We start from the raw sequence: 13,279 nt of genomic DNA, 5'->3' as shown, positions 1-13,279 counted from the left end.
GCGCCGAAGCGCTCTCTTAAGTTGATGCGAATGATTAAGCGATGAGCTTAGTGACCGCTCGCTTCACCCGAGCCTTTAGGGAAGCGAATCGATTCAACCATTTCTTGAACATGCTGTGGTGTAGCCGTCGTGACTCGACTGACTAACGCCGCCACACCGAAGTTCACTAACATACCCACCATACCAATACCTTCTGGCGAAATACCAAGGAACCAGTTAGCGGCAACGTTATCGGCAGGATTAACAAACTTGAAGTAGATGATATAACCCGCAGTAAACAGTAAACCAGTTAACATACCGGCAATCGCGCCTTCTTTGTTCATTGTCTTAGAGAAGATACCCATGATGATCGCTGGGAACAATGAAGAAGCCGCTAACCCGAAGGCGAACGCCACCACCGCGGCCACAAAGCCTGGTGGATTCACCCCAAAGTAACCCGCAATCACAATGCCCACACCCGCCGCTAAACGAGCAAACATTAGCTCTTTTTTATCGGAGATATTTGGCATCAAGTTTTTCTTGAGTAAATCGTGTGAAACCGAGGTTGAAATCACCAACAACAGACCCGCGGATGTTGACAGGGCCGCAGCTAAACCACCCGCTGCAACCAGAGCGATAACCCACGCTGGCAGATTGGCGATTTCTGGCGTCGCTAATACGATGATATCGTTATCGATCTTCATTTCGTTTTTGCTAGCAGCATCTTCAATCTTACCTGACGAGTAATAAATCTTACCGTCGCCGTTTTTATCGTTCCACTTGATCAGACCCGTTTTTTCCCAGTTTTTAATCCAATCTGGTGCACTCTCATAAGCCACACCTTTAGCATCTGGACCATTAATGGTTTCAATCATGTTCACACGGGAGAACGCCGCGAGTGCAGGGACTGTAGTGTACATAATCGCGATAAAGACTAACGCCCAACCTGCAGAAATACGTGCATCTTTCACTTTAGGAACAGTGAAGAAACGTACGATAACGTGAGGCAAGCCAGCAGTACCCACCATCAAAGCACCCGTAATACAGAAGACGTCAATCATGCTCTTAGAACCGTCGGTGTATGGAGCAAAGCCTAACTCGGTAGAAACATTATTGAGTTTTTCTAGCAGGTAAACGCCAGAATTGTTGCCCGCCGCATCAAGCAGCTGCGCCCCGAAACCGATTTGTGGAATAATGTGGCCTGTCATCATCACAGACAAGAAAATCGCTGGCACCATGAAAGCGAAAATCAATACGCAATATTGGGCAACCTGAGTGTAAGTAATCCCCTTCATACCACCAAGAACAGCGTAGAAGAACACCACAGCCATACCGATATACACACCCGTGTCAACATCCACTTCTAAGAAGCGAGAGAACACCACGCCCACACCGCGCATTTGCCCTGCAATATAAGTAAAGCAAATGAAGATCGCGCAGATAACCGCGACAGTACGCGCAGCCTGAGAATAATAACGTTCACCGACGAAATCTGGCACAGTGAACTTACCAAACTTACGTAAATAAGGCGCCATACACAGGGCCAGTAATACGTAACCGCCCGTCCAGCCCATCAAGTACACGCTGCCGTCATAACCAACAAAAGACACGATACCTGCTAATGAAATAAACGATGCCGCAGACATCCAGTCTGCCGCCGTTGCCATACCGTTCACTACAGGGTGAACGCCACCACCTGCGACATAGAATTCTTTGGTTGATCCCGCTCGTGACCAGATTGCAATCCCAATGTAGAGCGCAAACGAGAGCCCTACGATAATATAAGTTAGTGTTTGAACATCCATCTCAAAGCTCCTTAGTCTTCTTGTACGTTATATTTTTTATCTAAGGCGTTGGCTTTTGCCGCATAGACAAAAATAAGCGCAACGAATACATACATAGATCCCTGCTGTGCAAACCAGAAACCTAATTTAAATCCCATGAAATGAACTTCATTGAGTACATCAACCAATAAAATGCCGCATCCAAATGAGACTGCCGCCCAAATGGCTAATAAGCTCAGTACGAGACGTAAATTCTCGCGCCAGTAGCCTTTTGCCTTGTCGTTATTTTCAAAACCCATAGTGACTCCCCTGTGCTGTTTTAATTTTAAGTCTTGTTTAATCTAGCAACAGCTGGTGTGAGCACAATCACGACTTTCGTCTAACCCGTGATTCAAAACACTGTCCATAAATAGTGAATAGAAACAAATTCAAAGAGTTAACAATGATTTTACATTTGGATACAGTTTCAACTTTTTCAACAGGTTAGACCAATGTCGAACAAGAATGAGTAAAAACATGGGGAATTGGGCGGCAGGAAAAGTAATAGATAGGAATAACTTGTTGTCTAAAATGGAAAAATCAGAAATTCAAACAGTTTTAATGATGACTGTAGACTGACATCATTTATGATTTTAGCGCTGATAATGGATGAGATATCATTTAATCAATAAGCCATTACCAATCACTCATTCAACTTACTTGACCACTACAGACCGCACAGCGATTTCACTTAAGAATAGTCATAGCGCAGTTTGGCTTACCAATGTTGGCAACGAGTCATCTTTTGAGTTTAAGGCAAAAAATAACCCAGCCTAAACTGGGTTATTAACGTTAGATTGGCCAATGGCGGAATAATGACCTTGCAAGGTCGTTATCCTTTAACAGCGATAAACCAATTTTCCATTTATTAAACGCGGTTACTTCGCGGCTAAAAACTTCACTAAGGCTGCCAGCTCTTCTGGCGTGTGCGCGGTTGAGGTCAGCATATAACGGCCATTAACCAGTAATGAAGGTACGCCCTTGATCCCAGCAAGCTCAGCTTGAGAGTCATAATTCATTAGAGTGAATTTGGCATCGACGGAATTCATCGCGGCATCAACATCATCCACCTTAGCACCTTGAGCGACAAAGAAAGCTTTAACTTGTTCGGGCGCAGTAAATTGCTCACCTTTCTCATGGATTTGCTTGAAAATAGCGCCATGGGTTTGCTTGGTCATCTTTAATTTTTGCGCCACATAGTAGGCAAGTTGGCTCAGTTCCCAAGCAGGACGGCCAGCGCCAACCGGGGTCCGCTCAAAAGCGACATCTTTGCCGAGCAGTTGCACTGTCAAGTCCATAAGCGGTTCTTGTTTATAGCAATGCGGGCAGTTATAGGAGAAAAACTCCCGCAGCACAGGCTTTTGTGCTTCGGTAATCCCCGCTACCGTAACATAATCTTTGCCTTCTTCGAAACTTGCGGCCTGCAGTGCAAAGCTAGCACTCAGGATTAATCCGCACGCCAATGCGGCTATAGGTCGAACTCGATTAAACACGCTCATTATATTGTCTCTTTTTATTCGTCATTGATTTAAATAAGGATGACACATTCGCTCAAGCAAAACTTGGAACCCAAAGATAACCTAAAAGTTCGGCTTTTACCTTTAACAATAATTAACCTTTCTCAACATGCCGCTAGCATATCCAGCGGAGAAGCATACTGATATCGAAAGCCTAAATCTGTGACAATTGCGTCACCTTGGATGACTTTACTCGGCATGGATTGTTGATTAAATTCGGGCGCGACTAAACCAAGGGACTCGGCGGCGGCGTGATAAAACTCAGCTTTAGTGGGGTGTGTCGGCGCGCAAAGATTATAAATCGGTGCCACAGATAAACCTGAACCCGTTGCCGCGAGAATCCGACTTACCGCGCTGACACAATCACTTAAGTGGACTAAATTCACTGCCACATTGGCGCCACTGACATCGGTTTTACCGGCAAGGAAACGTCCAGGATGGCGTTTGGGGCCTACGAGTCCAGCAAAGCGGACAATACAGGCATGAGGCAAGGCTTGGAATAAAGCTTCTGCATCTAATAGCACTTGGCTGTCGCTAGATTCTGCCAAGGCATCGGCTTCGGTCATCACTTTATCTTTGGCCGGATACACACCCGTAGTGCTGATAAACACAATCTGCTGATATTGCCAGCCTTGGGTTAATGCGATGAGTTGTTGCAGTTCTTCAAGATACGCGGCGTTACCGCGCTTTAATCGGGGAGAAATATTGACCACTAGATAATCGGTTTGAAATAAACCGCTTAACGCCTGAGCATCGGGGGCAGAGGGTGCTTCGCTGCCCAATTGCAGCGGATAGGCATCAATCCCGACCTCAGTTAATGCCGATAATTCGTCGGCGCTGCGCTTACAGCCTGTGACTCTATAGCCCTCATGGACAAGCTGCTTTGCTAAAGCAAAACCAAACCATCCACAACCGACCAAGGCAACACTGGATTTTACTGCGCCATTTTCTGCTTTTACATTCGCCATATTAGCCCTAAGGGAATCATATCAGCGGATAGAATACGGAACTTAGCGCATAAGATTCAAGTTTGTAGCGAACTAAAATAGAAACTAACCCCTTTATCGACTTGCAAGGTACGAATAGCGCCCTCGGACAATTCTTCCGCTTTGATGGCTTTTTGCACTGTCACGCCTTCATCACTTAAGAAACGCAGCGATGCGTCACTCCCGTCCACTTTGCAAGCCCACACTTGGGGCTGACTCACTTCTTTGGTGGTCATGATCACTTTCGCAATACTGTCATCGGAGAGCTTTACTATCGTTCCCGGTGGGTAGATGCCGAGAATTTTAACTAACACAGAAATCAGTGATTCTGAATGTTTACTCGCACGGTTTTTAAACAAATAACCTAGTGCCACTTGAGGAGATGTCACTTGCTGACCACTGAGCTGCTGATCGTAATCATTTGCTAAACTCACGATCTGCGTAATAATTGGGATCTTATGCCCCGTCAATCCATCAGGAAACCCTGAACCATCAACAAACTCATGGTGGTGTAAAATGATATTTAACACCTCTTTAGGGAATAATCCCGACCGATTCAGCATGTCAAAACCAAAATTAGGATGCATTTGCAAATAGCTGGCTTCGTGTGTCGTCAGCGCGCCACGCTTTCGGCGGATGACATCGGGCACTTTAAGCTTACCAATATCATGCAGCAAACTGCCAAGAGCGATATCACGCAACTCTCTTGGGGTTAAATCCAGTGCATGACCTATCATCATTGCCAACACAGCCACAGAGACGCCATGTTGGGTCACACTCACATCTTTCTCATCCATCCCAACCAAAGTAAGGAACGGTGTTTCAACTTCCTGCAAATGGCTTAGCAAGTCTTCGACCAGTGCCGCCGATAATCGATAGGCGCCTTCAGGATCGCTGACTATTTTCCCGAACACATTACGGGAGTTATTCACATTCATAAGAAAACGCTTCTGACTCAAACGCATTGCCTTACGGGTATCGGCCTTGAGATCCCGTTCGGGTTCGACTGCTATCTCGTCTTCAATGTCATCGTCTTCTTCAACAATATCCAGTTCGGCATTCGATTCCGATAACAAAAACACATAGGGAACCCCTAGGCCACGGATCATTTCGATTTGAGCGGCACTGCTAATATCAACGCGATTAAATAAAAAAGGGTGATTCGTCCATGACAAAGGCAACTTGACTCTCATGCCAAGCTGAATTTCTGATAGTAATAATTTTTTTTGAGGTACTTTTGCCACGCAATATGACTCCTTTCAAATGTGATGCGAGACATAAACAGATGACCTCATCTGCGTATCCCACAGGGCACATTCAAGCTAAGTACATATAACTATAGATGATTCAAAGTGTTCGATGCAGAGTACACATGAAAAATCCTTATCAAACTGAGGCATAAAACACATTAAATCGTACCATTCGCCTCAGTCTTAGATAAAGAGGCTAAATAACAATAGGATAGAATCTTATGATTGAGGCTCATTTTGCTCAACTTTAGGGTCTTCTTTTAGCCAATCACGCAGGTAATAATGGAGTCGTTTCGATTTAATGAGATAAATGCTAGACCAGAACAAGATTAGCGCATCTAAAGCGAGGCTCCAATGGAACAGGAATTGTCCATGGCTCAACCTTTGCCCCAACAAAACGCCATCAACAATCAGCAGCAACCACAGCCCCCATTTTAAATGCACAAAAATAGGCCTTAACCATTGAGGTGAACGGCGACGTTCGGCAATCACCACAAGATAAATCAAAACCGCGCCCAGTCCCGCTCCGAGTGCTAGCAAAAAATCTGATTTTTCAGGGTAAAAAATCCTCACTAACTCAGAACGGTCACCCATCTGGGTCAGCGAGGCGATAAAAATGCACCAACCGCGCGCAAGGTAAGCTAATAGCGCATATAAAAAGATCGGCGGTTTAATATGGCCTTTATCATCGAGCCAAGTGATGTGACTGAAATTCAAATAGGTTTCCAATTAGCAAAAACTAAAACAGCATATTAAGGAGATGGTGCCATTCGCGGCTAATTCAATAGCCAAAGCAGACTATCTTTCCATGTCGTCATTTTTGCTATGCCACATAAAAATAGCGCCTTGGGCAAGGCGCTATTTAATACTTACGATTCAGTGGTTTTTAAACTGTAGATGCAAAACATCAGACCAGAGCCTGCAGCCTATTTCAGCCCACAGCAATCAAGCGTTCGCGGCGAGCAGTGCCAATAACTCGTCCTCATCCATCACCTTAACGCCAAGCTCCTGCGCTTTAGCGAGTTTGGAACCTGCCGCCTCACCCGCCACTAAGCAATCAGTATTTTTTGAGACACTACCAGCCACTTTCGCGCCCAGCGCCTGCAACTGCGCCTTAGCATCATTACGATTGAGCTGATTTAACGTCCCGGTCAATACCCAAGTTTGGCCTTTAAGCGGCTGAGCATCAGCACTTGGCGCTTCTATGGCTGGCCAATGCACGCCAGCCGCGATTAAGGCATCGATAACCTCAAGGTTATGGGGCTGAGCAAAAAAGTGCGCCACATGCTGGGCCACCACAGTGCCAACATCTTCCACTTCGGTTAACTGCTCCACAGTGGCCACCCGCAGCGCATCTAAACTGGCAAAGTGCGCCGCAAGGTTTGCCGCTGTCGCCTCACCCACTTCGCGAATACCCAAGGCATATAAAAAACGCGCAAGTGTTGTAGTTTTGGCAGCTTCAATCGCCGCCGCTAAATTGGTTGCCGACTTCATCCCCATGCGGTCGAGCATAGTCATCATAGAGGCGGTGAGCTTAAACAGATCTGCAGGACTTTGGACGAGTTCTTTATCAATCAATTGCTCGACAACTTTGTCGCCCATGCCATCGATATCCAAAGCCTTGCGAGAAGCAAAATGCTTAATCGCTTCTTTACGCTGCGCTTCACAGAATAAACCACCGCTACAACGCGCCACTGCCTCACCTTCGAGACGCTCGACTAAACTGCCGCACACAGGACAATTGTGTGGGAATACAATATCAGTCGCTGTTTCAGGGCGTCTTTCGGGCACTATGGCAACAATTTGTGGGATAACATCACCAGCGCGGCGGATGATCACAGTGTCACCGACTTTAATGCCTAAACGGGCAATTTCATCGGCATTGTGCAGCGTCGCATTCGATACCGTCACGCCGCCAACAAATACTGGCTTTAAGCGCGCCACTGGCGTCACCGCACCTGTGCGGCCCACTTGGAAATCGACGCCTTCAAGTAGAGTCATTTCTTCCTGTGCGGGGAATTTATAGGCAATCGCCCAGCGGGGAGATTTAGCCACAAAACCTAAACGTTGCTGCTGGGCAATATCGTTAACTTTCATCACGACGCCATCGATTTCAAAGGCTAAATCACCGCGACGAGTGAGAATGTCTTTATAGTAGTCATAGACTTGGCTTAATTCAGCGCAGACTTTGATTTCGCTACTAACGGGTAAACCCCACGACTTAAGCTGCTGTAACTGCTCGAAATGGGTTTTAGCTAACGGATGAGAATCCGGCTCAACAACCCCTAACGCATAGGCATAAAAAGCCAATGAACGGGCAGCGGTAATTTTACTGTCGAGTTGTCGTAAGCTGCCAGCGGCGGCGTTACGGGGATTAACAAAGAGTTTTTCATCCTTGGCGCGCGCCCTGTCATTCAAAGCCTCAAAGGCCGCTTTTGGCATAAAGGCTTCACCGCGCACTTCAACGAGTTCAGGGAAATCATTGCCGCGCAGTTTAAGCGGGATCGATTTAATGGTTTTAACGTTTTCAGTGATGTCTTCACCGACAGAACCATCGCCGCGGGTCGCGGCGCGCTCAAGTACGCCATTTCTATACAAGATACTCACGGCAAGGCCATCGAGTTTAGGCTCGCAGCAAAAACTCACCTCACCCACTTTATCGGTGACACGTTTGTGGAAAGCACTGAAATCCGCTTCATCGAAGGCGTTATCTAAGCTCAACATAGGTTTAAGGTGAGTGATTTGATCAAATTTGGCGAGCGCCAATCCGCCCACCCTTTGAGTCGGTGAATCAGCCACAATCAAATGGGGATATAACGCCTCAAGCTTGAGTAAACACTGCATCAACCTGTCGTACTCAGAATCAGTAATGCTCGGCGCATCATCCACATAGTAACGAATGTTGTGCTCGTTCAGTGATTGGCTGAGCACCTGCATCACCTGCGATGCGTTTTCAGGGTTAACGTCTTCTGACAGAAGTGTATCGAGTTGAATGTCTTGCATATTCTTTATCCAGAATGCTTTAGATAACAAAAGTAGATCATAAAAAATGAGGCCGCAATCGCGGCCTCATCAATGTATTAACCGCCAAATTGCGGCGTCGGCTAAGCGTTAGCGCGAATACGGTGTAAATAATCTTGCTTAGTAAACTCGCCCCAAGGCAAACGTTGACCATCGAGTACCACGGCATCGATCTCCTCAGCGAGTTGGCGCGCAGAATTAAGCATAATCGAGAAGTTCATTAAAGCATCGCCGTAGCAAGGTAACGTCATGAAAAATACCACACCTTGAGTACTGAACTGCTCCATGTTGTCCGGATCAAACACGCCAGGTTTTAGCATGTTAGCAATAGAGAACAAGACTTTACCATTGCCCGCATTATCCACATGGCGATGGAAAATATTCATGTCGCCATATTTAAAGTTCAAAGTTAAGAAACAAGGCAGTAGTTCAGCGCCGTTCAGCTGTTGGCCATCTTTTGCGACCACATGTAAAACCAGCACGTCGCGTGGCTCACCTAATTCATCTTCAGCGGCTTGTTCAACATGCGCTACTTGTTGATGATCTGTTTCATATTCATTTTCTTCAAACAAAGCAGTTTGCTGCGGCGCGGCACGTAGCGCCTGTTCTTGCTCAGCGGCTTTTTGCGCCACAATAGCAGCATGGGATTGACCCATTTGCGGCACTTGCGTGCCCAAGACGGGCTCTTGGCGCGAGACTTTAGGACCGCGGTGTTGCTCTTTTGCAACTGGTGGCTGCAAGCTAAAATCAGGCTGAGCTGGAATAGGTTCGTGTTTCGTTTCTACCTTAAACCCTGATTTAAGTTCTGCTTTAAATTCTGGCGATGTCAATTCTTGCGGCTTAGTCTCTAGCTTCACTTCCTGTTTCAAATAAGGATTGGCCGCGGGAGTCTCATTATTAGGCGTCATTTCGCCAGCTTTACGCACTCGCACAGCACCAATACCGTCGGCATCAAATCCTTCGGCATCAATTCGCTTAGGGCTCGGCTCACCTTTCTCGGCCTGTTTTTTATAAAAATTGCCCATTGGACTATCTTTCAATGACTTAGGTTGTTGTCTTCTGATAGACCAAAATCCATGCACCAGCACAGCAACTATGGCTATGGCGCCTAAAACAAACAATACTAGTTGCAAATCTTCCATTGGTTACCCTGTCTTTGTTCTAGTTATCCAGCGTCAGCCATCGCCACCGCTTGCTCTATGTCTACCGCGACTATACGAGACACACCGGGCTCGTGCATAGTCACGCCTATAAGTTGATCAGCCATTTCCATGGTTATTTTGTTATGGCTGATATAAATAAACTGTACGCTCTGTGACATTTCTTTCAGTAATCGACAGAAACGTTCTACGTTGGCATCGTCTAATGGCGCATCCACTTCATCTAACATACAGAAGGGAGCAGGATTCAGCCTAAAAATTGCGAATACCAATGATAAAGCGGTTAAGGCTTTTTCACCACCCGAAAGAAGATGGATTGTGCTGTTCTTCTTACCTGGCGGCTGCGCCATGATAGTGACGCCAGTTTCCAGTAAATCATCATCCGTTAACGCTAAGTAAGCTCGACCACCACCAAACACCTTAGGAAATAAGCGTCCGAGATCTTCATTGACTGAATCAAATGTCGTCTTAAAGCGGCTTCGGGTTTCTTTGTCTATCTTACGGATCGCTTCCTCTAAGGTCGCCAGTCCCTTATTTAAATCGTCATCTTGATGATCAAGATAGGATTTTCGCTCACTTTGCTGTTCAAATTCTTCGATGGCTGCAAGGTTAATGGCGCCTAAGCGAACAATTTTCTGCCGTATTTGATCTAAATCACTTTGCCACTTGTCAGGCATGCCCTCTGCGGGCAAGTTGCCGAGGATTTCAGACAGAACAATTTGCTGTTCCTGTAAGGCTTCCAGCTGACTATTGGCTTGGCCTTTTATTCCTTCACGACGTAACTTTAACGTGCTCAGGCTTTGAGTCAAGCCCTCAAGCTTACCAAGCTCTTGTTTTTGCTTTATTCCTATACTGTTTAATGTCTCAGTGAGCCCACTTTGCTGCTGACGGACATTTTTTAAGCCCTGTTGTTGCTCATGTTGTTGCTGTAATAGCTGCGTTAACTGTTCAGTCAGCTGCACACTATTTTTTACGCCACTTAATTGGGCGACTTTGGCAAGTTCGGCTAACACAGACTCACGGGTGTGGATAAGTTCATTGACACGTACTTGCTGTAATTCAATTTGTTCAGTACTGACAGCCATACGCATAGTTACAGCTTGTAAGGCCGAAGTCGTGGTCGATAACTGACGTTCAACGTCTGTAATTCGCGCTTTCAAAGCTTGATGGCGCACGCTATCGGCCTGCGTGTCTTGGGTGAGTTGCCGCTGAATATCAATACTCGCCTGCAACGCATCATCAAGTTCTGTTTCTTGCTCTGCCAATACTTCGCATTGCTCGCTCAAGCGTTCAAGGTCAATCAAGCTCGCGCTTAATGCCGCTTCAAGTTTGTTCTGCTGCTCAGCGCGCGCCTTCACTTGCTCAGTTAAGCCACTGAGCTGCATCGACTTTGTTGTTTTATCCAACTCTAATTGATGCGATTTTTGCGCGCCAGCAGTCAATTGTTGCCTTTGCTGCTGCAAGATAGCCGCAAGTTCCGCCATTTTATCTTGCTGAACGTGCAGAGATTGCTGTAAATCGAGGATGTTTTGCGCTAGCTGAGCTTGCTCTTTGCTGAGCTGCACCAGTGACTGAGCGCCCTCTGTCTTAGTGATTAAAAAACCTTGACCGAGGAGATATCCGTCGGCGGTGACAATCCGCTCATCGGTCTTTAACTGTGGCAGTAGTTGTTTTGCCGCGTGAATATCTTTTGCCCACTTAAGCCCCGCTAACCAAGGGGCAAGATTCACCTCAGCCTGTAAATACTCACTCTGGGTAGATTGCGACGCTAACGCTTGAAACCCCATTTCGGTTTCAGTGACGCCAACGGGCAAGGTCAACAAACCATTTAGGGCGAGTTCAGCCGCAGTTTCCCAACCATTTTCAACGGTTAAACTCTGCCATAACTGCGGTTTATCACTTTGCTGTTCCTGCTTAGTCAACCACTGTTCGACCAGCTCATGGCGCGCTTTAGTCGCGGTTAATTGCTGCTGAATCTGCTCGGCGCTATGGCGGGCGTCATCTAAAGCTTGCGTGCTTTCACTAACAAGTTGTTCTTGCTGATGATTAATCTCAGCTTGTTGTCTGGTTGCATATTCAAGAGACGCAATTTCTTGTTGCAGTGGCGTGATGTTTGAGGCGAGATCGCTGTCCACTAAAGCGATGAGCTGCGCTTGCTGCTCACTGCTTTGCTGCTGTTTATGCTGCAATAATTGCTGTTGATGCGCCAACTGACTGCGGCGCAGCTCAAGCTGTAACTTGTGCTGCGAAACATCCACGGCCTGTTGGCGCGCCACTTCGGCCTGCTGCTGACTGCGCTCTATGCTCATTTCCCATTGGGATTGCAGCTCATCCATGATTTCTTGCTGTTCATCATGCTGCGGCCCAAGCTTGGCAAGCTCAAGCTCTAACGCGCTAAGACTCGCTTTATAGCCGTTGAGCTTGTCGGTATTTTGTTGGATCTGCTCTTTCACTTGTGCCAACTGGGTTTCAAGCTGGGCATCACGCTGCTTTTGATTCTGTAACTGTTGTTCTAACTTAGCGATGTCGGTGCCCGTCAGATAATAGGCCTCAACTGCGCGTTGTTCTTGCTCCGCTAATTGGGCGAGTTGCACTTGCAATTCAGTCGTTTGCAATTCATCGGTTTGCGCGAGCGACTGCGCCGCCGCTTGTTGCACTTCTATGGCGCGGATTTGCTCAGACAGACTCGCCATCTGATCTTGCAACTCTTGATAGCGCATCACGAGGAGTTCAGCATGGGTCTTGCGCTCGGCCTGTTTTAGCTCACGATATTGCTTCGCGGCCTTGGCCTGCTGCGCCAGTTTATTTAACTGTTTGCCGAGTTCACTGCGAATATCGCCTAAACGCTCGAGGTTTTCGCGGGTATGGCGGATACGATTTTCGGTTTCGCGGCGGCGTTCTTTATAGCGAGAAATCCCTGCGGCTTCTTCAATAAAAGTGCGCAAGTCTTGAGGTTTAGATTCGATAAGGCGAGAAATCGTGCCCTGCTCAATAATGGCGTAGCTGCGCGGACCAAGGCCTGTACCCATAAACAAGTCGGTAATGTCTTTACGGCGACACTTCTGACCATTAAGAAAATACCAAGACTCACCGTCTCGGCTCACCTGACGCTTAACAGCAATTTCTTCGTAACTGGCGTATTGACCCGCGAGTCGACCATCTTTATTTTCAAAAATAAGTTCAACACCCGCCACCGACACAGGTTTTCGCGCGCTTGAGCCGTTAAAGATCACGTCGGCCATCGAATCACCGCGCAGGTGTTTCGCCGAACTTTCACCTAATACCCAACGCACGGCATCGATCACATTCGATTTACCGCAGCCATTTGGGCCAATAATGGCGGTTAATGCCTGTAAAAAAGGAATTTTAGTGGGATCGACAAACGACTTAAAGCCGGCAAGTTTTATCTGTTTTAATCTCATGGTGCCAGTTAGCGCGTCTCTGAAGTCTGGCCCGAAAATGAGCCCAGTGGTGCAAATGCATTCTGCTGGCAACTTTAACAAAGCAGGCAGCATTTTGTAACGCTTTTTATTGAATTCATGC

Annotated in this window: 9 protein-coding genes; all 9 read right to left on the bottom strand. The window is 46.8% G+C overall.

Annotated elements, in window-relative coordinates:
• Positions 1–47: 47 nt before the first annotated feature.
• Positions 48–1,784, bottom strand: coding sequence for a sodium:solute symporter family protein (locus tag Q4Q54_RS13055; RefSeq protein ID WP_106650869.1), 1,737 nt, complete (start codon positions 1,782–1,784; stop codon positions 48–50).
• An 11-nt stretch (positions 1,785–1,795) separates the two neighbouring features.
• On the bottom strand, positions 1,796–2,062 hold the full coding sequence (locus tag Q4Q54_RS13050; RefSeq protein WP_106650870.1) for a DUF4212 domain-containing protein: 267 nt from the start codon (positions 2,060–2,062) through the stop codon (positions 1,796–1,798).
• Positions 2,063–2,680: 618 nt separating this feature from the next.
• Entirely contained in the window at positions 2,681–3,301 is a 621-nt protein-coding gene (locus Q4Q54_RS13045) for a thiol:disulfide interchange protein DsbA/DsbL (protein WP_198555482.1), read from the bottom strand.
• 122 nt (positions 3,302–3,423) lie between these two features.
• A complete protein-coding gene (locus Q4Q54_RS13040; RefSeq protein WP_311988660.1) occupies positions 3,424–4,287 on the bottom strand; it encodes an NAD(P)-binding domain-containing protein in 864 nt (287 codons plus the stop codon).
• A gap of 56 nt (positions 4,288–4,343) precedes the next feature.
• Positions 4,344–5,549 carry an HD domain-containing phosphohydrolase gene (locus Q4Q54_RS13035; protein WP_311988659.1) on the bottom strand — a complete coding sequence of 402 codons (1,206 nt, stop codon included), beginning with the start codon at positions 5,547–5,549 and terminating at the stop codon, positions 4,344–4,346.
• Positions 5,550–5,774: 225 nt separating this feature from the next.
• Positions 5,775–6,272, bottom strand: coding sequence for a DUF2919 domain-containing protein (locus Q4Q54_RS13030; RefSeq protein ID WP_311988658.1), 498 nt, complete (start codon positions 6,270–6,272; stop codon positions 5,775–5,777).
• Between the two features lie 228 nt (positions 6,273–6,500).
• Positions 6,501–8,558, bottom strand: coding sequence for an NAD-dependent DNA ligase LigA (ligA, locus tag Q4Q54_RS13025; protein ID WP_311988657.1), 2,058 nt, complete (start codon positions 8,556–8,558; stop codon positions 6,501–6,503).
• A 101-nt stretch (positions 8,559–8,659) separates the two neighbouring features.
• On the bottom strand, positions 8,660–9,718 hold the full coding sequence (zipA, locus tag Q4Q54_RS13020; protein ID WP_311988656.1) for a cell division protein ZipA: 1,059 nt from the start codon (positions 9,716–9,718) through the stop codon (positions 8,660–8,662).
• A gap of 23 nt (positions 9,719–9,741) precedes the next feature.
• Entirely contained in the window at positions 9,742–13,158 is a 3,417-nt protein-coding gene (locus tag Q4Q54_RS13015; RefSeq protein ID WP_311988655.1) for a chromosome segregation protein SMC, read from the bottom strand.
• Positions 13,159–13,279 lie beyond the last annotated feature (121 nt).

Origin of the sequence: Shewanella sp. SP2S2-4, from assembly GCF_031932025.1 — a bacterium.
Taxonomy (GTDB): domain Bacteria; phylum Pseudomonadota; class Gammaproteobacteria; order Enterobacterales; family Shewanellaceae; genus Shewanella; species Shewanella baltica.
Note: the sequence above shows the minus strand (reverse complement) of the source record. Positions and strands in the feature narration are given on the sequence as shown.

Bases quoted from the DNA above. Each gene is read 5' to 3' on its own strand.
- ligA (WP_311988657.1), bottom strand. From the start codon at position 8,558: ATGCAAGACATTCAACTCGATACACTTCTGTCAGAAGACGTTAACCCT.
- Q4Q54_RS13050 (WP_106650870.1), bottom strand. From the start codon at position 2,062: ATGGGTTTTGAAAATAACGACAAGGCAAAAGGCTACTGGCGCGAGAAT.
- Q4Q54_RS13055 (WP_106650869.1), bottom strand. From the start codon at position 1,784: ATGGATGTTCAAACACTAACTTATATTATCGTAGGGCTCTCGTTTGCG.
- Q4Q54_RS13045 (WP_198555482.1), bottom strand. From the start codon at position 3,301: ATGAGCGTGTTTAATCGAGTTCGACCTATAGCCGCATTGGCGTGCGGA.
- zipA (WP_311988656.1), bottom strand. From the start codon at position 9,718: ATGGAAGATTTGCAACTAGTATTGTTTGTTTTAGGCGCCATAGCCATA.
- Q4Q54_RS13015 (WP_311988655.1), bottom strand. From the start codon at position 13,158: ATGAGATTAAAACAGATAAAACTTGCCGGCTTTAAGTCGTTTGTCGAT.
- Q4Q54_RS13040 (WP_311988660.1), bottom strand. From the start codon at position 4,287: ATGGCGAATGTAAAAGCAGAAAATGGCGCAGTAAAATCCAGTGTTGCC.